This is a genomic window from Campylobacter sp. BCW_6467, assembly GCF_001762855.1.
Lineage (GTDB): Bacteria > Campylobacterota > Campylobacteria > Campylobacterales > Campylobacteraceae > Campylobacter_D > Campylobacter_D jejuni.
This window is the reverse complement of sequence record NZ_MJXP01000052.1, coordinates 41,513-61,363: the sequence shown is the minus strand read 5'-3', so window position 1 is coordinate 61,363 and position 19,851 is coordinate 41,513. Positions and strand designations below refer to the sequence as shown.

The 19,851-nt window shown below is 28.8% G+C and carries 22 protein-coding genes; 14 read left to right on the top strand and 8 right to left on the bottom strand.

From position 1 onward, the window contains the following. Positions 1 to 4 precede the first annotated feature (4 nt). Positions 5 to 421, bottom strand: coding sequence for a PepSY-like domain-containing protein (locus AJ888_RS08090; protein WP_002861740.1), 417 nt, complete (start codon positions 419 to 421; stop codon positions 5 to 7). Positions 422 to 518: 97 nt separating this feature from the next. Between AJ888_RS08090 and AJ888_RS08085 the strand changes: the two genes are divergently transcribed. Both AJ888_RS08085 and AJ888_RS08080 read left to right on the top strand, forming a co-directional pair. Further along, the gene (locus tag AJ888_RS08085) at positions 519 to 1,025 is read left to right on the top strand and encodes a rhomboid family intramembrane serine protease (protein WP_002861739.1); all 507 of its coding nucleotides are present in this window, start codon (positions 519 to 521) and stop codon (positions 1,023 to 1,025) included. Then, a complete protein-coding gene (locus AJ888_RS08080) occupies positions 1,022 to 1,534 on the top strand; it encodes a SixA phosphatase family protein (protein ID WP_002861738.1) in 513 nt (170 codons plus the stop codon). The genes AJ888_RS08085 and AJ888_RS08080 overlap by 4 nt, the downstream gene beginning before the upstream one ends. 14 nt (positions 1,535 to 1,548) lie before the next feature. On the opposite strand, the gene rpoD is transcribed toward AJ888_RS08080, so the two are convergent. Continuing rightward, the gene (rpoD, locus tag AJ888_RS08075; RefSeq protein WP_002861737.1) at positions 1,549 to 3,417 is read right to left on the bottom strand and encodes an RNA polymerase sigma factor RpoD; all 1,869 of its coding nucleotides are present in this window, start codon (positions 3,415 to 3,417) and stop codon (positions 1,549 to 1,551) included. Between the two features lie 79 nt (positions 3,418 to 3,496). Then, positions 3,497 to 4,378 (bottom strand): LysR family transcriptional regulator, encoded by an 882-nt coding sequence (locus AJ888_RS08070; RefSeq protein WP_044793980.1) that lies wholly within the window; start codon positions 4,376 to 4,378, stop codon positions 3,497 to 3,499. A 113-nt stretch (positions 4,379 to 4,491) separates the two neighbouring features. On the opposite strand from AJ888_RS08070, the gene AJ888_RS08065 reads away from it, so the two are divergent. Together AJ888_RS08065 and AJ888_RS08060 are read left to right on the top strand one after the other, a co-directional pair. After that, positions 4,492 to 5,589 carry a YeiH family protein gene (locus AJ888_RS08065; protein WP_002861735.1) on the top strand — a complete coding sequence of 366 codons (1,098 nt, stop codon included), beginning with the start codon at positions 4,492 to 4,494 and terminating at the stop codon, positions 5,587 to 5,589. A 91-nt stretch (positions 5,590 to 5,680) separates the two neighbouring features. Continuing rightward, positions 5,681 to 6,253 (top strand): hypothetical protein, encoded by a 573-nt coding sequence (locus AJ888_RS08060; protein ID WP_002861734.1) that lies wholly within the window; start codon positions 5,681 to 5,683, stop codon positions 6,251 to 6,253. A 15-nt stretch (positions 6,254 to 6,268) separates the two neighbouring features. Here the strand turns inward: AJ888_RS08060 and rsmG are convergent, their stop codons facing one another. Further along, positions 6,269 to 6,835, bottom strand: coding sequence for a 16S rRNA (guanine(527)-N(7))-methyltransferase RsmG (gene rsmG / locus AJ888_RS08055; protein ID WP_002861733.1), 567 nt, complete (start codon positions 6,833 to 6,835; stop codon positions 6,269 to 6,271). Beyond that, on the bottom strand, positions 6,836 to 7,396 hold the full coding sequence (ribA, locus tag AJ888_RS08050; protein WP_002855920.1) for a GTP cyclohydrolase II: 561 nt from the start codon (positions 7,394 to 7,396) through the stop codon (positions 6,836 to 6,838). Between the two features lie 57 nt (positions 7,397 to 7,453). Between ribA and hemB the strand changes: the two genes are divergently transcribed. Genes hemB through AJ888_RS08020 form a run of 6 tightly spaced genes read left to right on the top strand, consistent with a single transcriptional unit; the run spans position 7,454 to position 13,209 of the window. Further along, positions 7,454 to 8,437 carry a porphobilinogen synthase gene (hemB, locus tag AJ888_RS08045; protein WP_002861732.1) on the top strand — a complete coding sequence of 328 codons (984 nt, stop codon included), beginning with the start codon at positions 7,454 to 7,456 and terminating at the stop codon, positions 8,435 to 8,437. Then, complete coding sequence (gene argF, locus AJ888_RS08040) at positions 8,434 to 9,354, top strand: ornithine carbamoyltransferase (RefSeq protein ID WP_002861731.1); 921 nt, start codon at positions 8,434 to 8,436, stop codon at positions 9,352 to 9,354. Before hemB ends, argF begins: the two co-directional genes overlap by 4 nt. Next, positions 9,351 to 9,842, top strand: coding sequence for a DUF2603 domain-containing protein (locus AJ888_RS08035; protein ID WP_002861730.1), 492 nt, complete (start codon positions 9,351 to 9,353; stop codon positions 9,840 to 9,842). The genes argF and AJ888_RS08035 overlap by 4 nt, the downstream gene beginning before the upstream one ends. Then, complete coding sequence (gene hemN / locus AJ888_RS08030) at positions 9,829 to 11,184, top strand: oxygen-independent coproporphyrinogen III oxidase (protein ID WP_002861729.1); 1,356 nt, start codon at positions 9,829 to 9,831, stop codon at positions 11,182 to 11,184. The genes AJ888_RS08035 and hemN overlap by 14 nt, the downstream gene beginning before the upstream one ends. 1 nt (position 11,185) lies before the next feature. Then, entirely contained in the window at positions 11,186 to 12,451 is a 1,266-nt protein-coding gene (locus tag AJ888_RS08025) for a (Fe-S)-binding protein (RefSeq protein ID WP_002861728.1), read from the top strand. Continuing rightward, positions 12,448 to 13,209 carry a DUF5416 family protein gene (locus AJ888_RS08020; RefSeq protein WP_079396323.1) on the top strand — a complete coding sequence of 254 codons (762 nt, stop codon included), beginning with the start codon at positions 12,448 to 12,450 and terminating at the stop codon, positions 13,207 to 13,209. The genes AJ888_RS08025 and AJ888_RS08020 overlap by 4 nt, the downstream gene beginning before the upstream one ends. Positions 13,210 to 13,211: 2 nt before the next feature. Here AJ888_RS08020 and AJ888_RS08015 read toward each other — a convergent pair whose 3' ends face one another. Further along, positions 13,212 to 13,418, bottom strand: a complete 207-nt coding sequence (locus AJ888_RS08015) for a membrane protein (protein ID WP_002853356.1) — start codon at positions 13,416 to 13,418, stop codon at positions 13,212 to 13,214. 231 nt (positions 13,419 to 13,649) lie between these two features. Between AJ888_RS08015 and AJ888_RS08005 the strand changes: the two genes are divergently transcribed. Then, the gene (locus AJ888_RS08005) at positions 13,650 to 14,870 is read left to right on the top strand and encodes a CynX/NimT family MFS transporter (protein WP_002861726.1); all 1,221 of its coding nucleotides are present in this window, start codon (positions 13,650 to 13,652) and stop codon (positions 14,868 to 14,870) included. Position 14,871: 1 nt separating this feature from the next. Next, a complete protein-coding gene (locus AJ888_RS08000) occupies positions 14,872 to 16,023 on the top strand; it encodes a M20 aminoacylase family protein (protein WP_002861725.1) in 1,152 nt (383 codons plus the stop codon). A gap of 3 nt (positions 16,024 to 16,026) precedes the next feature. Here the strand turns inward: AJ888_RS08000 and AJ888_RS07995 are convergent, their stop codons facing one another. Then, positions 16,027 to 16,767, bottom strand: a complete 741-nt coding sequence (locus tag AJ888_RS07995) for a YaaA family protein (protein WP_002861724.1) — start codon at positions 16,765 to 16,767, stop codon at positions 16,027 to 16,029. 124 nt (positions 16,768 to 16,891) lie between these two features. Here AJ888_RS07995 and AJ888_RS07990 point away from each other — a divergent pair, with 124 nt between their 5' ends. Together AJ888_RS07990 and AJ888_RS07985 are read left to right on the top strand one after the other, a co-directional pair. Then, positions 16,892 to 17,236, top strand: a complete 345-nt coding sequence (locus AJ888_RS07990; RefSeq protein WP_002861723.1) for a hypothetical protein — start codon at positions 16,892 to 16,894, stop codon at positions 17,234 to 17,236. A gap of 89 nt (positions 17,237 to 17,325) precedes the next feature. Further along, positions 17,326 to 18,513 carry a phosphoethanolamine transferase gene (locus AJ888_RS07985; protein WP_070296232.1) on the top strand — a complete coding sequence of 396 codons (1,188 nt, stop codon included), beginning with the start codon at positions 17,326 to 17,328 and terminating at the stop codon, positions 18,511 to 18,513. A 32-nt stretch (positions 18,514 to 18,545) separates the two neighbouring features. On the opposite strand, the gene jlpA is transcribed toward AJ888_RS07985, so the two are convergent. Then, positions 18,546 to 19,664 (bottom strand): lipoprotein adhesin JlpA, encoded by a 1,119-nt coding sequence (gene jlpA, locus AJ888_RS07980; RefSeq protein WP_002861721.1) that lies wholly within the window; start codon positions 19,662 to 19,664, stop codon positions 18,546 to 18,548. Between the last annotated feature and the right edge of the window lie 187 nt (positions 19,665 to 19,851).

The window sequence follows — 19,851 nt, the reverse complement described above, 5'->3', positions numbered from 1 at the left end:
TATTTTAATCATCAATTTCTTTGTGCAAGATAGTTCCATTAAAATCTATAAGAATTTTTACATCGTTATCAAATTTAATCTTGTAATGGTTGATTTTTCTTTCGATTTCTCTAGCTTTTGTATTTGGAAATTTGTTTTTAATGATATTAGCTAAATTTTGAGGTAAAAAATCTAGTTCAAAAGGAAAGGCTTTATTTTCAATTTCTTTCCAAGCTCCATCTATGTCAAATTCAAGTTCTGTCCCATCGCTAAGATAGACTTCATAGGAATTTTTGTCTTTTTGTACAATCCCTATAGGTGCTTTGAAATTATGTTGTAAAAATTCTTTAGAAACACTTGGCAAATTATCAGCAGAAATTATTATATCAGCGTTTAAAGATAAACTTAAAATAGTAATAATACTTAAAAATTTAATTTTCAATATTTTTCCTAATTATTTTTTAGTAAAATTGTAAAGAATTTATGTGAATTTTATGTGAATTTTAAGACAATATTATAAAAAATAAAGGTTTTATACTTTGCTTACAATTTTTTTAATTTTTTTAAATATTTTATGTTATTTTTTGATTTCTTATGATTATTACAATATCCTTGGTTTGAATATTTTATTTTTTAATGGAGCTTATTGGCAACTTTTAAGTTCAATGTTTTTACATGGAAATTTAACTCATCTTATATTAAATATGATAGTTTTACTTCAATTTGGGCGTATATTAGAAACTTATTTGGGTGCTTTGCGTTTTATTTTTATTTATTTTATTGGCGGGTTGTTATGTTCACTTTTAAGTGTTTTTTATGTTAAATATTTTGGAGAAAATATAAATGTCATAGGTGCTAGTGGTGCAATTTGTGTTTTAATAGGCTTTTATGCTGTTCTTGATAAAAATAGCACAAAAGGACTTATAGTGGCAATTTTGCTTATGAGTTTTGTGCCATTGCTTATGGGGGTAAATGTTGCTTGGTATGGTCATATTTTCGGGTTTATATGTGGTTATATTTTAGCTAAAATAAAAGAGGTAAAATGAAAAAAATTTATATTATAAGACATGCAAAAGCAAGTAAGAGAGGAGATATCGATGATTTTGAAAGAAAGCTTACTAAGAGTGGAAAGGAAGATTTAAAAAAACTTTTTAAAAATCTTGCCTTGCATGAAATTCATCCAGATTTAGTGTTATCAAGTCCTGCTGTTAGAACCGCTAAAACAGCGAAAAAAATAGCCAAATTTTATAATTTTGATAAAAATAAAATTTGTTTTGATGAAAGATTGTATCTTTGCAATGTTGAAAATTTGCTAAAAATTTTGCAAGATATTGATGATGAGTTTAACGAAGTATTTTTAGTGGGTCATAATCCTGGTTTAATGGAGCTTGGAGAGTTATTAAGCTCGCTATGTTTAGCTTCTTTTCCAACTTCTTCTATCTTGTGTTTAGAATTTGATATTAAGGAATTTAAAAATTTAAAAAAACATAGCGGAAAATTAGTTTTTTTTGAACATGTGCGCAAGTTAAAAGAAGAAAAAGATTTGGGTTTTTAGTAAGAGATTGACTCTTACTTCCAACCTTCAATATAATTTTTTAGTTTTCTTCCTACTTTAGGGTGTTTGAGTTTTTTTATAGCTGAACTTTCTATTTGTCTCACTCTTTCTCGAGTGACATTAAGCTCTTTTCCAATTTCCTCTAAAGTTCTATCACTTTCATCATCCATTAAGCCAAAGCGCATTCGAATTACCGCTTTTTCCCTATCGTTTAATTGATCTAAAACTTCATCAATTTGTTCTTTTAAATCATCCTTTAAGATATGATCCATTGGAGAAAGTGAATTTCTATCTTCAACAAAATCTCCAAATTTACCATCATCTTCATTTCCTATTGGAGCTTCAAGAGAAATTGGTTCTTTTGTAATTTTAATAACTTGTTTAACCTTATCTACGCTTAAACCTACTTCTTTAGCTATAACGCTGACATCAGGTTCTTTTCCATCTTTTTGTAGATGTTCGCGGATAATTTTGTTAATTTGATTGATGGTTTCTATCATGTGGATTGGAATTCTTATGGTTCTTGCTTGATCAGCTATAGCCCTTGAAATAGCTTGCCTGATCCACCAGGTTGCATAAGTGGAAAATTTATAACCCCTTTTGTATTCAAACTTATCCACAGCTTTCATCAAGCCTATATTCCCTTCTTGAATAAGATCTAAGAAAGGTAGACCACGATTTGTGTAGCGTTTAGCTATGCTTACAACAAGACGCAAGTTTGATTTTGCCATTCTTCCTTTTGCTTCATCAGAGATTTTTTTACCACGTTTAATTTGCTCTAAAATTTCTTTTAAACGTGATTTTTCAAGATCAAAGCTTTTTTCACTGGCTTCTTTAGTTTGAAATAGTTTTTTAATTTCCATATAAGTGCTTACCATGGTTGTTTCTAAAGCTCGCTCTGTGATTTCTTCTTTGCTCAATTTTGTAATATCTTTTAAAATATCTGCATGGCGTTTTTTAAGTTCATCAGAAAACATAGGTAAGCGGTATTCTAAACGCTTAAGTTCTTTGTCAAATTCTTCATCACTTTTTAGTGCAGTTTCCATTGATTTTACGATTTCACTAATAAGTTTTGAAGTAGGGCCTAGATCCATTAATTTTTCTTTTAAAATATTTTTTTTGAATGCAATGCTTAATTTATCTAAAAGCTCATCTCCACTTTCCTTGTCTTTGGATGTTTTTAGCCAATCTTTTTTAGCTTTTTCTAGAGCTTTAAATTTTTCTATAACTTTTAAGGTTCTTTCATCTTCTTTTTTGCTGTTTTTTTTAGTATTTTCTTCATCCGTTTCTAATTCTGTTTCGTTTTCTTCATCTTCATCTATATCAAGTTCATCAAGTTTATCATCACTTTTTTCTTCATCGTCAAAGCTTTTAAATAATTCTTTTACTCTTCTTTCTCTGTTTATTAAAGGTTCTTTATAATCTAAAATAAAATCTATCAAATAAGGTACAGAACAAAAAGCATCAATAATAATATCTTCGCCAAGTTCTATTTTTTTGGAAATTTCAATTTCTTCATCTTTGTTTAATAAAGCAATTTGTCCCATTTCTCTTAAATACATACGAACAGGAGAGTCTGATCTGCTCCATTCTAATAAATCGTTTTCATTGGCTAAATCAAATTCGTTCTCAAGGCTTGTATCTTGGAGTTTTTGTTTTTCTTCTTGAAGTCTTTTTGCATCTTCTATGTTTTTCATTTGTGCAATTTCAGCTGCTGAAAAAAGTTGCACTTTGTGTTTTTTCACTAATGCTTGCACTTTTTTAGCGGTTGATGCACTTGGTTGTTTTGTAAGATATTTTACCAATTTTTCATATGTGATATAATCTTTTGCATTTTCTTGAAATAATTCTTCTAATTCAGCTTCTTGAGTTTTGGCGTTCATTGATTATCCTTGAAATTTATATAAGCTTTGAATTTTATCTAAAAATTGCTTAACTTTCTATATAAATCGGTTATTATGCTTATGATTTAAATATTTTTTCAAATTTTTCTAAAGCTCTGTTAAAATTATAATTTTTTCTTTTTAAGGTATAAAATTTACGCTTTAGGTTGATATTTTTTAACTTGATTTCATAAAGTGTTGAATTTTTTAATTCTTTTTCTATGCTTTTTTTGGAAAAAATAGAGATTGCTTTTTTTTGTAAAACAAGTTCTTTAATCGCAGCCATTCTATCAAGCTCAAGAAAAATATTAAGTTTTTTTGAGCTTGCACCAATTTCGTTTAAAAATTTATCCCTTAAGCCTGAGCCTACTTCTCTTAAAATCCACTTTTGTTCTAAAAGTTCATCGATATAAAATTCTTTTTCATTGAGTTTTTTATCACTTGTGGCTACTATAAGTTCATCATTTTGCCAAAAATTTATTTCTAAATTTTCATACTCCACTAAAGCTGGATCAAGTTCTGCTTCAATAATTGCAAATTCTATATTTCCGTTTTTTAGCAAATTTAAACATTCTTTTGAATTCTGCGTTTGAGAGCGAATTTCTATGTTTTTAAATTCTGCTTTAAAATCAAATAAAATAGGAGCTAAAAAATGTTCAGAAATGCTTTGAGTTGAGGCTATTTTTATTTCCCCTAAGAGCATACTTTCGTCGTTTAATTTTTCTAAGCTTTGGTAGTAGGCTTGTATAATTTTTAACCAATTTTTTCCTAGTTCTAAAGCTTTTGGTGTAGGTAAGAGTTTTTTTCCAAGTCTTTCAAATAAAATGCCATCAAATTTATTTTCTAAATTTTTAATTACTATTGAAACATTAGGTTGAGTTATGGAAAAATTGTTGGCTGTATGAGTTGGACTTTGAGTGTTTAAAAGATCTAAAAATATTTCCATATCTTTGATTTTCATGAGTAATTCCTTTATTTAATAAAAAAAAATTATTATAAAAATTAAAATAATATATTTTTATAATTTTAATAAAAAAAATATAATAACACAAAATTTACAAAAAAGGAAAATAAATGAAAACAAGTTTTTTAGCACATAGCGTGGCTATAGTGCGTTCAAATTTTAAGGGTTTGCTTTTTACTGCTTGTATAGTGATTTTTGCTATGTATCTTTCTAGTGTTCAAAGTATCAAAGATACTACTCATTTGGCAGCGACTGCCTTTGCTATCATCATAGGAGTATTGCTTTCTCCTTGGTTTTTTAAATACCAACATCATTTTCAAGCTGGAGTGCATTTTAGTGCAAAAAAGCTTTTAAGACTCGGTATTGTTTTATATGGTTTTAATATCACTTTAACTGAGCTTTTAAGTGTAGGGTTGAAAGGGTTTTTGCTTTCTGCTATAGTGATATTTTTTGTTTTTATTATTGCTTTATTTGTAGGGATGAAAATTTTTAAACTCGATAAAGAAACTTCTATGCTTGTTGGAGCCGGAAGTGCGATTTGCGGTGCGGCAGCAGTTTTAGCGTTGGAGTCAAGTTTAAAAAGTGATCCTTTTAAAGGAATTTTAGCTGTAGGTACGGTGGTGATTTTTGGACTTGTGTTTATGTTTTTGTATCCTATAGCTTTTTCTTTAAATCTTTTTCCTTTTTTTGATCAAAATGCTATGGGGGTTTTTATGGGGGCTACTTTGCATGAAGTGGCGAATGTTGCAGGTGCCGCTGAAATGGCAAAAGATATGGCAGGATTTGAGCAAGGTGCTTCTAATGTTGCAGTGATTATAAAAATGATGAGAGTGATTTTACTTGTGCCTTTTTTGCTTATAGTGACTTATTTTTTTGCTAAAAATCAGCATTCAAGCAGTGGAAAAACTGCAAAAAGTATCACTATCCCTTATTTTGCTTTTGCATTTTTAGGTATGATAGTTTTAAATACTTATCTAGCAAGTAAAGAAAATATTTTGGGTATTGCTACAAGTGATATTATTTCTTTGGGTAAAACACTTTGTACTTTATGTATTGTTTTTGCTATGGCAGCTTTAGGTTTACAAATTGACTTTAAAAAATTTTTAAAGAGTGGCTCTAGAGTATTTGGTTTGGCTTTTGTTTTAGGGCTTGTTTTGATTTTTGGAGGATATTTTTTAACTTTCACTTTTAAAGATATACTTTGGTAATAACAATTATTTTTTGAAAAATTTATTTTTATTAATCAAGTGATAATATAATTGTTTTTGTTTAATAAAATCTCATTTTGAAGGAGTTAAAATGAAAAAAATTGTTTTAAGTATTTTAAGTTCTTGTTTATTAGCATCTGCTTTAAGTGCCGTATCTTTTAAAGAAGATAGTTTAAAAATATCTTTTGAAGGGTATAAAACTAAGGATATGGTAGGAGTAGAAGGTGAATTTAAGAATGTAGAATATAAATTTTCTAAAAATACAAAGGATTTTGCAAGTTATCTTAAAGGAGCTAAAGCTACTATAAAGCCAAGTAATGCTTTTATGGGTGAAGGCAATGATGTTATAACCAATAATATCACAAAAGTGTTTTTTCCTGCTTTATTGGGAAATGCAGATATTAAAGTTGTTTTCCAAGATGTGATTGTAGGTGAAAACAAAGGCGTTATTTCAGCAAAAATTACCATGGATAAAAAAAGTACTATTGTACCTTTAACTTATACTATCAAAGATAATAAATTTGAAGCTAAAGGGCAGCTTGATTTGCATACTTTTAAAAATGGTTCTAAAGCATTAAAAGCATTAAGTGATGCTGCTCCAGGACATGGTGGAATCTCTTGGCCTTTGGTTGATATCAGTTTTAATGCTGATTTAGCAGAATAAAAAGTAGCCTTAGGGCTACTTTAAAATACAATATTTTCTTAAATTATTTTCAAAAATTTCATAATTTTTTATATTTTCAAGTTCTTGATAAATTTCACTGCCTTTCCATAAAATAAAAATTGTATTTTCATCTTTTAGATTTTTGCAAATTTCAAGCAAAGGCTTGACATCCATTAAGGATCTTGAAGTGATGATATCGGCTTTAAAGGTATTTTTACACTCTTGAACTTTTTCTTTGTAAATATGTAAATTTGAAAGTTCGCATTCTATTTTTAGTGTCCGCAAAAAGGCAGCTTTTTTGGGATTGGGTTCGAAAAGATGAAAATTGCTTTGCAGTAAAAAAGCTAAAAATACAGCTGGAAATCCTGCGCCACTTCCTATATCGGCAATATTTTTTGCTTTAGAAAAATCATAAAAATCTAAAATTTTAATACTATCAAAGATATTTTCATCTATATTTTTTAAATGAGTAAGATTGTGAATGCGGTTAAATTTAGATAATAATTCTTTATAAATTTTTACCTTTTCTTCAAAGTTTTTTAAATCGTAGTTTTGCAAAAAATCATAATCTTTAAAAATCATTTATTTAAGATGTCCCATTTGAGTTTGTTTTATGTTTAAATACTCTACATTAAAACGATTAGGTTCTATTAAAATCGGTATGCGTGTGATGATTTTTTCTTTGATAGAATCTAGCTTTTCAGGGTTATTTGTGAGTAAATTAACCTTAGAAATTTCATAGTGTTTGAGTATAAATTCTACAATTTCATAAGTTCTCTCATCGGCTTTAAAGCCAAGCTGATGATTTGCTTTAATCGTATCAAAACCTTTATCTTGTAAAGCATAAGCATTAACCTTATTAAAAAGCCCTATGCCTCTTCCCTCTTGTCTAAGATAAATCACCATTCCGCCATTTTTTTCTATATATTTGAGTGAAAATTCAAGCTGTTCCCCACAATCACACTTTAAACTTCCTAAAGCATCTCCTGTTAAGCACTCTGAATGAATTCTTAGATTGAGTGTGTCTTTTGGAGTATTTTTAAATATACATAAATGTTCTTTATCATTTTCTTTGAAACTTTGTATTTGGAAATTTCCCCATTTGCTAGGTAAATTCGCAATTTCTGAAATTTTTATTTTCATTTACTACTCTCTATAATCAAATTTATGTTAAGATTTTAGCAAAAAAAGGACAAAAAAATGTTTAAAAGATTTAGAAGATTAAGGTTTAATGAAAACTTAAGATCTATGGTAAGGGAAAATTCTTTAAGTGTAAATGATTTGATTTATCCGCTTTTTGTGGTTAATGGAACAAGGATAAAAAAAGAAATTTCTTCTATGCCCGATGTGTTTCAAATGAGTTTAGATGAAATTTTAAAAGAGTGTCAAAATGTAGTCAACTTAGGCATTAAAGCCATTATACTTTTTGGCGTTTTAGAAAATGAGAAAAAAGACAGTTGTGGAAGCGATGCTTTAGATGATGAAGGGCTTGTTGCAAGAAGTATAAGAGAGATTAAAAAAAAATTTCCAGATCTTTTTGTAATTAGCGATCTTTGTTTTTGTGAATACACAGATCACGGGCATTGTGGGTTTATCGATCCAAAAACAAAAAGCGTAGATAATGATGCCACTTTAGAAATTTCAGCCAAACAAGCCTTAGTTCACGCAAGAGCAGGGGTAGATATGATAGCACCTAGTGGGATGATGGATGGTATTATCACTACTTTGCGTGAAGCTTTAGATAAGGAAGGTTTTGAAAATTTGCCTATAATGGCGTATTCTACTAAATTTGCATCAAGTTATTATGGGCCATTTCGAGATGTAGCAGAGTCAGCTCCAAGTTATGGAGATAGAAAAAGCTATCAAATGGATTTTGCTAATGGTAAAGAAGCTTTAGAAGAAAGTTTGGAAGATGAAACGCAAGGAGCTGATATTTTGATGGTAAAACCTGCTCTTGCTTATCTTGATGTGGTTAAGGAAATATCTCTTCATTCTAACTTGCCTTTGTGTGTTTATAATGTAAGCGGAGAATATGCTATGCTAAAGGCAGCTAAAAATGCGGGAGTGATTGATTATGAAAAAATCTTATATGAAACTATGATAGCTTTTAAAAGAGCAGGGGCAAAGCTTATCATCACTTATCATGCCAAAGAATTAGCTAAAATGTTAAAAGGAGAAAAATGAAACATTTTTTAACTTTAAGAGATTTTTCTAAGGAGGAAATTTTAAGCCTTGTAAATCATGCTAACGAGCTTAAAAAAGAGCCTAAAAAACTTTTACAAGATAAAACTTTAGCAATGATTTTTGAGAAAAATTCTACAAGAACAAGAATGGCTTTTGAATTAGCCATAACAGAGCTTGGCGGAAAGGCTTTGTTTTTAAGCAGCAATGATTTACAACTTAGTCGTGGCGAGCCTGTAAAGGATACAGCTAGGGTGATAGGGGCGATGGTTGATTTTGTGATGATGAGAGTCAATAAACATGAAACTTTACTCGAATTTGCAAGATATTCTAAAGCCCCTGTGATCAATGCTTTAAGCGAGCTTTATCACCCTACTCAGGTTTTAGGAGATTTGCTTACTATCAAAGAATGGAATAAGATGCAAAATGGTATAGCAAAAGTTGCTTTTATCGGAGATAGTAACAATATGTGCAATTCTTGGCTTATTGCGGCTGCGATTTTGGGCTTTGAATTTAGTATAGCTATACCAAAAAACTATAAAATTAGCCCTGAAATTTGGGAATTTGCTATGAAACAGGCTTTGATTTCAGGAGCCAAAATTTCCTTAAGTCATGATAAATTTGAAGCCTTAAAGGATAAAGATGTAGTCATCACCGATACTTGGGTTTCTATGGGTGAAGAGAATGAAAAAGAACGCAAGATTAAAGAATTTGAAGGATTTATAATCGATGAGAAGGCTATGAGCGTTGCCAATAAAGACGCGATATTGCTTCATTGTTTGCCTGCTTATAGGGGTTATGAAGTGAGTGAAGAAATTTTTGAAAAACATGCAGATGTGATTTTTGAAGAAGCAAGAAATCGCCTTTATGTGGTAAAAGCCTTGCTTTGCTTTTTGGATAATCAGAGAGGAAGAGAATGAAAGAGCTAGAAAAGTATAGCATTTGCTTAAAACGCATTGATGAATTTAGTCAAAATCTAGGAATAAAGAAAAAAGATAGAACGATTTTTAAAATGAAGCAAAGCGAGAATGAAAACGAAAAATGTTTAGTTCTTGAAAATGGAAGTTTTGATTCTCCTGAGCCTTGGTTTGTGATTGATGAAAACGATGAAATTCACACTTTGCTTTCTTTACAAAGTCTTAAGAATATACTTGAAAGTTTAAAACAAAGTCAAAAAGAGAATTTTGAATTGCGTTTAGAAAAGGCGATTTATCAACAAATTCCTGTAGATTTTAACGATGTTTGGACGGTTGCCATGGATGAGATCAAGCAAAAGGCGCAAAATGGTACTATGGAAGTTAGTATTGATCTTGAAAAATTAATTTCTAAAATCAAACAAGAGCATCCAAATTTATTTGTAGATATGCAAGCGATGATAGAAAGGGTAAATCATAATGAGAGATTATAAAGCTTTTGTAAAATACTCTAAAGCAGGACCACGCTACACTTCTTATCCTACAGCAGTAGAGTTTAATGCAAATTTCAAATACGAAGAATATATAGAAATTTTAAAAAAGCAAGATAGATCTTTATCGCTTTATTTTCATTTACCATTTTGTAGGAGTGCCTGTTATTTTTGTGGTTGCAATGTTATTTATACTGCAAAAGAAGAGAGTAAAGAAAGGTATTTAACTTATATTTTTAAAGAGCTTGATATTTTAAGTACTATTTTAGATACTAAAAGAGAAGTGGTGCAAATGCACTTTGGGGGCGGAACTCCAACTTTTTTTAGTGCTAAACAACTTCAAAATTTGATTTTAAAAATCAGATCTATTTTTAGAAATTTTTCTAAAGATGCAGAGATTAGCTGTGAGATCGATCCGCGTTTTTTAAATGACGAACAAGCCACAGTTTTAACACAAAATGGCTTTAATCGTATCAGCTTTGGAGTGCAGGATTTTGATGAAAAAGTTCAAAAAGAAATTCATCGCATCCAGCCTTTTGAATTAACACAAAATGCTTTAAATCTTGTAAGAAGTAAAGGTATAAAGTCTGTAAATATGGATTTAATTTATGGTTTGCCTTATCAAAATTTACAAAGCTTTACACAAACTTTAGAAAAAGTTATGCTTTTAAATCCTGATCGTTTAGCGATTTTTAATTACGCTCATGTGCCTTGGCTTAAGAAAAATATGAGAAAATTTGATGAAAATACCTTGCCAAGTCCTGATGTTAAACTTGAAATTTTAGAATTTTGTGAGAATTTTTTGAGTAAAAACGGGTATAAAATGATAGGTATGGATCATTTTGCAAAAGAAAATGATGAGCTTTTTAAAGCTTTAGAAAATGGAACTTTACATAGAAATTTCCAAGGTTATACTACTAAAGGTGGTGCTGATTTAGTCGGTGTTGGGCTTACAAGTATAGGCGAAGGACAAAGACATTATGCGCAAAATTTTAAAGATATGTCAAGTTATGAGGCTGCATTAGATAGAGGAGTTTTGCCTTTTGAAAGGGGCGTAGCTTTAAGCGATGATGATGAGCTTAGAAAAGCAGTGATTATGGAGTTAATGGCAAATTTTAAGCTTGATATCAAGTCAATAGAAAAAGAATTTTGCATTGATTTTCAGGAGTATTTTAAAGAGGATTTAAAAGCTTTAGAAGAATACAAAGATTTTATTAATTTTGATGAAAATTTTATCAAAGTCAATGAAACAGGTGTTTTGCTTATAAGAAATATTGCTATGTGTTTTGATGCTTATATGAAAAACATTAGTGAAGATAAAAAAGTATTCTCAAAAACGGTGTAAGATGAAATTTAGTCAAATAAGTGATGCTTGTGTTAAATGTGGCAAATGTATACCTGTTTGTACTATACATGAAGAAAATCGCGATGAAATTACCAGTCCAAGAGGATTTTTAGATCTTTTATCTGCTTATAAAGAGGGAATTCTAGAGCTTGATAAAGAAGCTAAGAAAGTTTTTGAATCTTGTTTTTTATGTACCAATTGTGTTGAAGTGTGTCCAAGTAAATTAAGAGTAGATAATGCCATAGAAGAAGTTCGTTATGACATAGCTAAAAAATTTGGTATAGCTTGGTATAAAAAACTTATTTTTTTCTTTTTAAGAAGACGCAAAATTTTAGATTTGGTAGCTAAGCTTGGTTATGTGTTTCAAAGTTGTGCGTTTAAAATTCAAAATGAGAATGAAAATACAGGTATGAAGGCAAGATTTTCCATGCCTTTTGTTAAAAAGGGAAGATTGCTTACAAGTTTTAATAAAAAAAGTTTCTTAAATTCTAATCCAAAATTTATCAATAATGATGGAGAAAAAACAATAGGTTTTTTTGTAGGTTGTTTGGCGAATTATTTTTACATAGATACGGCTAATGCAGTGCTTAAAATCACTAGGGAATTAAAAATCAATGTGGATTTGATGAAAGAACAAGTGTGTTGTGGAGCGCCGCAATTTTTTACGGGTGATTTTAAAAGTGTTGAAGTTTTGGCTAAAAAAAATATTGAGTATTTTGAAAAAAAATTAGAAAAATTAGATGCTATTATAGTTCCTGAGGCCACTTGTTCGGCTATGTTAAAGATAGATTATGAACATTTTTTTATAATGCAAAATGATTTAGACTGGGCAAAACGCGCAAAATGTGTGTCATCTAAGATATATATGGCTAGCGAGTATTTTTATAAATTTACTTCTTTGGAAGAAATTTTAAAAACAAAAAATAAATTTAATTATAGCATTACTTATCACGATCCTTGCCATGCAAGAAAAATGCAAGGGGTTTTTAAAGAGCCAAGAGAACTTTTAAAAACAAATTATCATTTTGTGGAAATGAGTAATTCTAATACTTGTTGCGGTTTTGGCGGGGTGAGTATGCAAACGGATTATTATGATAAAGCCTTAAGTGTAGGGCTTAAAAAAGCACAAATGATCGATGAAAGTAAGGCTAGTGTGGTAAGTGCCGAGTGTTCAGCTTGTAGAATGCAAATTTCAAATGCATTAGAACAAAATTCAAGTAAGGTTGTTTTTGCTAGTCCTTTAGAGCTTATAGCAAAAGCTTTGTGATGATGAAGATAGTATTTAAAGGCAAAAGTTCTGAATATGAAATTCAAAGATCGTGCTTTTGTGTTGATGCTTTTGTGATTAAAGATAAGATTGAAGAACGAGATGGTGTTGATTTTATCACTTCAAATATAGAGCTTTTGGAATTTAGTGATGACAGTTTTACTTTTGAAGAAATTGTAAAACATTTTAATATTTGTAATAGTGAAGATATGATTATCGTTGAAGATTTTGACATGAAATCAAACAAAGATAATCAAAACCAAGAAGATAATATAAAACATGATATCTTAAAATCTGAAAAAATAATACATGAAAACACAAAACAAATAAGTATGCAATTTAAAAATTTAAAATTTTTTTCAAGAATTTTTAAAAATGAAAATTTTCTTTCTGATTTTAAAGAAAGCAAGCAAGAAGTTGTTGCTATCAAAAAACATGAAAAACTTGAAATTTTTAAAAATTTATCTCAAGAAGATCAAGAAATTAGCTTTGTTAAAATTGAAATTTTAAATTATGATAGTAATGAAGATAGTTTAAGTTTTAATCTTGATATATTTCCAAGCGGTATGAGCTATAAGTATGGAATTTTAAAAGGTTCTATGCATATTATTTTACAAGGTAAAACTTCTAGTACGATGCTTTTTCCGTTTTTAAAAAGCATGATTTATAAAAATAAAAGCGAAAATTCAAGTGAAAAAATTTTTACTTTAATGATAAATCAGAAAAAGCACTATAAACTTATCGCAAATCTTTCTTAGTTTTATTTTATTATATTTTCTATATTAGAGCGATTTTTTTCAATTAAAGAGCGATTTTTTTGAGTTGTTTCTTTAAGATCGGCTATATCTTCTTTCATATTTTGTATGTTTTGGTTGAGTAATTTTATCTTTTTTTCATAGCGAGTAACGATGATAAAGACTACAAATAAAAATATAATAATCAAAAAAATAAATGCTAAAAATTCCATATTTTTCCTTTTTAAAACTAGATTTTGAAATATATCATTTAAATACTTCAAAAAACTTTTATGGGTTTTTATTTTGTATTTTAGTTTTTTTATCTTTAAACTTATATATAAATTTTCAAAAAGTAACAAAAAAATATATAAAAAAATAATTAAATTAAAAAATAATCAAAGATAATAAATATCTCATTTTTTTATGTTATATTTTAATAAATATCCAAAAAGGATTTTAATATGGAAAAATCACTTTTATTTCATTTTAGACGCATTGGGGTTGAATTTATTATTTTTAGTGTTTATGCTGTTTTTAGTATCTCTTGGGCAGCAACAGGGTCTTTAATGCCCTTGATTTCAAATGATCTTGCTCTAAATACTCAGCAAGCTACTTTAATCACTAGTATGATAGTAGTTGCGAAAATTTTTGGTGCTTCATTTACTGCTTTTTTGGTTTATAAATTCGGATTAAAAAAGGGATATTTTTTAGGCTGTATTTTAATGAGTTCGGGTATCTTTTTAAGTTTTGTAGATAGTTATAGTGGTATTTTGATTATAAGATTTTTAACAGGGCTTGGTTCAGCTTGTGCTTTAGTTTGTTTAGTGCCTATTGCACAACAATGGTTTGAAAAAAAAGCTTTACATTTTGTAATTAGTTTTAATATGACTTCAAATTTGGTAGGCATTACCCTAGGACTTGTTTTAGCTGAAAGTATCTCAAATTATTTTGGAAATTGGAGAGATTCTTTATCATTTTATGCTTGGATTAATTTGATTTTATTGATTTTGTGGCTTTTTGTAGGTAAAGATGAGAATAAAAAAGAAGAAAAAAAGAATAATGCAAAAGATCTTATTTATGCTCTAAAATCTCGTGTTACTTGGGGTATGATTATTTTTTACATAGGGCCTATTTTATTTTTAAATTCTCTTTTTACTTTTTTACCAACTTTTTATGCGCAATATGCGGGTTTTAGTAAAGAATTAGCTGATTTTGCTAAAAAAGAAATTCCAGCCTTGGCTAATTTTGCTATTATTTTTGGTCCTTATCTTGGATTATTTTTTAAAAGAAAAAATATTTCTTTTAAAATAATGCTATTGTCTGGAGGGGCGTGTATTTTTATATGCGGATTTTGTATGTTGTTTTTACAAAATTTAGTATTGATACAGATTTTTGCTGTGTTATCAGGCATTTTTTATTCTATGTGGTTTCCATTTTTCTTTAATCTACCTTCAGAATTAAAAAATTCTAATCCAAATCAAACTGCTTATATTATGAGTGCTTTTTGGAGTATTACCTTTGTTATACTATCATTTAACCTATGGGTAGTATCTTGGAGTGTTGATAAAACCCATAGTTTTACTTTGGGTTTTGTTTATATTTTTGCTTTGATTTTTATTTCAGCGATCTTAGCACAATTTGTTTTACCTAGAAGAGAAAATTTTATACAAGGAGAAAAATAGAATGAATTTAATTCCAGAAATACTAGACTTACAAGGCGAATTTGAAAAAATTCGTCATCAAATTCATGAAAATCCTGAGCTTGGTTTTGATGAATTATGTACTGCAAAATTAGTGGCACAAAAATTAAAAGAATTTGGTTATGAGGTTTATGAGGAAATAGGAAAAACAGGTGTTGTGGGGGTTTTAAAAAAGGGAAATAGCGATAAAAAAATAGGACTTCGTGCAGATATGGATGCTTTGCCTTTACAAGAATGCACAAATTTGCCTTATAAAAGCAAAAAAGAAAATGTAATGCATGCTTGCGGTCATGATGGACATACTACTTCTTTATTGCTTGCTGCAAAGTATTTAGCAAGTCAGAATTTTAATGGCACTCTAAATCTTTATTTTCAACCTGCTGAAGAGGGTTTGGGTGGTGCTAAGGCAATGATAGAAAATGGATTGTTTGAAAAATTTGATAGTGATTATGTTTTTGGATGGCACAATATGCCTTTTGGTAGCGATAAGAAATTTTATCTTAAAAAAGGTGCGATGATGGCTTCTTCGGATAATTATAGCATTGAAGTTATTGGAAGAGGTGGTCATGGAAGTGCTCCAGAAAAGGCAAAAGATCCTATTTATGCTGCTTCTTTGCTTGTTGTGGCTTTACAAAGCATAGTATCTCGCAATGTTGATCCCCAAAATTCAGCAGTTGTAAGTATAGGAGCTTTTAATGCAGGACATGCTTTTAATATCATTCCAGATAATGCAACGATTAAAATGAGTGTTAGAGCATTAGATAATGAAACTAGAAAGCTAACTGAAGAAAAAATTTATAAAATTTGTAAAGGTATTACACAGGCTAATGATATAGAAATTAAAATCAATAAAAATGTTGTTGCGCCAGTGACTATGAACAACGATGAAGCTGTGGATTTTGCTAGTGAGGTTGCAAAAGAATTATTTGGCGAAAAAAATTGTGAATTTAATCATCGTCCTTTAATGGCAAGTGAGGATTTTGGATTTTTTTGCGAAATGAAAAAATGTGCCTATGCTTTTTTAGAAAATGAAAACGACATTTATTTACATAATTCTAGTTATGTTTTTAATGATAAGCTTTTAGCTAGGGCTGCAAGTTATTATGCGAAGCTAGCTTTAAAATACTTAAAATAAAAACTAATCTAGAATTTCAAGCACAATTTCTTCCTTTAAACCTTTGATTTGAATTTCTTTGAGTTTTAGGTTTGAGGGAAGTTTTGCTAAAAGCTCTTTATTATTTTTTACTTGGTTTTTTGCACTTATGGAGAGTAAAATTCCCCTGTAAGCTTTAGCAAAATGACTGATGACTTTACCATTTTTTACAAATTTATAGGTATAAAATTTCTTTTTTGGGGTATAGAATTTATCATAAAATCCTGCTCTAAGATCAAGTATTTCTTCATTTTCCAAGTATTCATCTAAGGCTTTACTAAAATGTTCTTTATAAAATTTCTCTATGGCAAAATTTCCTATTTTAGCCCCTTGCTTGAATTTATAAAAGGGTAGAGTATCATTAGCTCTTACAACACCAAAAAGATTAGAAAATATAAGTGTGTTTTCTAAAATATAAGCTTGGCTTTTTTTATCTAAAGCTTTAAAATTAAGATATTCATAACTTACCCCAGTATAAAGCAATATAGCTTCTTGAGTGGGAGCTTGTTTTAAGTTGTGTTTAAATTTATCAATTTCATTTTCATTTTTAATGCCAAAAAGTTCTTGTAAATTCTGTAAACTTGCGTTTTTGATAAATTCTTCATAATGCTTTAAAGCTTCCATTCTATATGGAAATAATTCTTTAAATATAAATGAGTTTTCATTGATGGGATTTTTTACGCAATTTGCATTTTTGCTTTCACTAGGGGAGAAAAGTATTTTCAAGATTTTTCCTTAAATATTTATTTTTTAATAAAGGTAGCTAAAAGCTTGTAAATTTTGGCTTAATTAAAATTTATTATTATTTAGTTATAATCTAAATTTTTGAACTTTTTAATGAAAGGAATATATGAAAATCTTTTTTAGAAGTTATCTTTTTTTAGCAGCTATAACTTTTATAGCTTTTATTTTACCTGGATTTTTATTTTCACTCTATAATGACTATATATTTCGTTTTGAGTTGAATAGTGTTTTAGCTTTAGGTGCGGCAGCTTTAATTTTTCCTTTGGTACGTCCTAGGATTTTTATAGTTTGCGTCTTTGGACTTTTTGCCCTGATGGAGTGTATCCAATTTTCGCATTTATATTATTTTAATAAACCCTTAAATATCTTTTCTTTGCATTTAATGTTTATTGAATTTGGAGAAGTGGCTAAAACGGCTTTAGCGGGGGGGGGGTATTATTTAAAGGCTTAATTCATATAGTTATAATAGTTCTTACTTATGTTATTTTAAGTATTTTTTATTTTAAAATTTCAAGAAGAACTAATTTTATTGCCACAGTTTTGGCGATTTTTGCTTTAAGTATCTTGCCTTATAAGGCAGTTTATAAAACCGATAGGCTTGTTAATTTTTCTCCCAAAAATGATAGTATTTCTTTATATAACACTTTAAGAACTTTTAGCGGTTATTTTTTCTTATATTTACGCATGCCTCAAGCGCCTATACCAGATTATCCTGAATACACTTATGATTATAAAAACGTAGCAGATCGTAATGTTGTTTTAATTTTAGGTGAAAGCACTAATGCAAATCGTATAGGACTTTTAGGCTATGAAAGAAATACAAATCCTTTGCTTAGTGAATGGGCAAAAAATGATAAAAATTTTGTGGCAAAAAGAGCAATTTCAAGTGCTGTTTTGACTCGCGTGGCTGTACCAAGCTTATTAAATATTGCTTATAAACCAGACAATATTAAGCATATTTTAAATGAGAAAACACATCTTGTATATTTAGCCAAGAAAGCAGGATTTAAAACTTTTTATTATAGTTCACAAACCATTAGTGAACTTAGTGATATAAGTTCTGAAAATTTAGATGAATTTTTTACAAGAGAAAATTATTATTTTGAACACAAACAGTTGGGTGATTTGTTGGTTTTAGAAAAATTAAAAGAAAATCAATATAAATTTTTAAATGGGAAAAATTTTGTTATACTGCATCAAAGAAATGCACACTCTCCTTATCAAAGAGGCTATAGAGCGTATCAAAAAGCAGATGTTTTTAAACCAATGACTCGTGAAAATACTTATGATAATGCTATGATTTTTAACGATTATTTTATTTCTAGTGTATTTGAAGTTTTTAAAGAATTAAGTCAAAAAAGTGGCATTCCAACCTATGTAATTTTTATACCTGATCACGCAGAAGCTATGGGAGAATTAGGAAGAGATGGACATGCTGAATATGGACATTCTTTTTTAAGTGCAAATGTGGCTAATATTCCTATTTTTGCTACCACTTTTAATGTTAAAAATGATGATTTTATAACTTATCTAAAACAAAGTAAATTGCCAACTCATTATGAGCTTGCTAAATTATTAGCCAAGGAAATGGGGTATGATATTCATAATTCTTTAGAAGAGTCTAATGTGTTTTACATTAATGGCGTCGATATTTCTGGAAATGCTGGTTATATTAAAGTTTTAAGAGATAAAGATAAGGCAAAATTTGAATATTTTGATAAAGAATAATTGGCTTTAAGAGGAATATTTCCTCTTAAAGATTAAAACGACGCTCCGCCCATTAACATAGAAAACATGATAAATGGAAGTATAATTTTTAACGCTTCTGTGGCGTCTTGATTGTTGATGCTTAGTTTTTCTATGCTGTCGATTCCCTGTGTGCTATAGTCACTAACAGGGATGTTTTTAAATTTTAAATCAAGGTTGAGTTTATAATCATCATTTTGAGTGATATTGTTTAAAATAGCTAAAGCTTTATCAAAGATTAATGCTTGTTCTTCATTTTGACTTTGAGCTTTTAAGGTTTGTAGATTTTCCTTAGCAGTTGCTATATAGCTACTAAATACGCCTTCGGTTTTAAGAGTTGAATCAATTTTAAAATTATTTAAGATGATGTATTTTTGGATTGTATTGCTAAAATCTGAAGCTTGTTTGTAGTTTGCCATATTAAGAAGTTCATTGATAGCTTGTTCATCCATAGCTAAAGTTTGAGTGTTAAATTTTATACCCTTAGAATCAAGGTAATTAAGCAAATCTTCTTTTAGATTTATATTTAGATTTGTATTGAAATTTAATTTTGCGTTATAAAATTTTATATTAAGATTATCTAGATAATTGTTTTCTTGTTTGTTTATGGAGTTATCAAATGATAAAGTATAAGAATCCGAGCTTAATTTATTGATAAAAGAGCTGATTTTTGGATCTTGTTGAAATAAGCTTGCATTGATGTCACTAACAACTTTTTCTCCAAGTTTAAAATCTTCAAAAACCAAATTTGATTGTATGCTTTTTTGGTTTTTAAAAAGATCGTTGTAATATTCTTTAATGTTAATTGATGTATTTGCTTCGCCTTTGTAAATTTCATTTGAGCGAATTTTGATATTTTTTGCTTGAAATAGTTCTTGATACTCATCGTTGTTATCTTTTGCAAGAGTTTTGAAATTTGAACTTAAACACGCTATAAAATCACCATCTGCATTGCATTTAAAATCAGAAAATTCAATCTTTATTCCAGAATCCTGAGAAAGGTTTACAATTTCTTGTTTAACTGTTTGATTTAGCTGATTTTCATATTTTTTAACTGTTTTTTCATCTATGGAATTTCCGCAAGCTGAAAACAAAACAGCTATTCCAATAGAGAGAAAAATACCTTTTTTCATAGTTTTCTCCTTAAAAATTTTAAAAAAAAGATTATATCTTTTTTTACTTAAAATTTAAACAATGCTAAAAGAGAGTGTGAGATTAATTACATTTTTACACATAGGAAAATCTTTTTAGTTTGTTTCAAATGCATTATTTATAATTTTAAGTATAATTAACTTTGCAATTATTATATATTTTGCAATA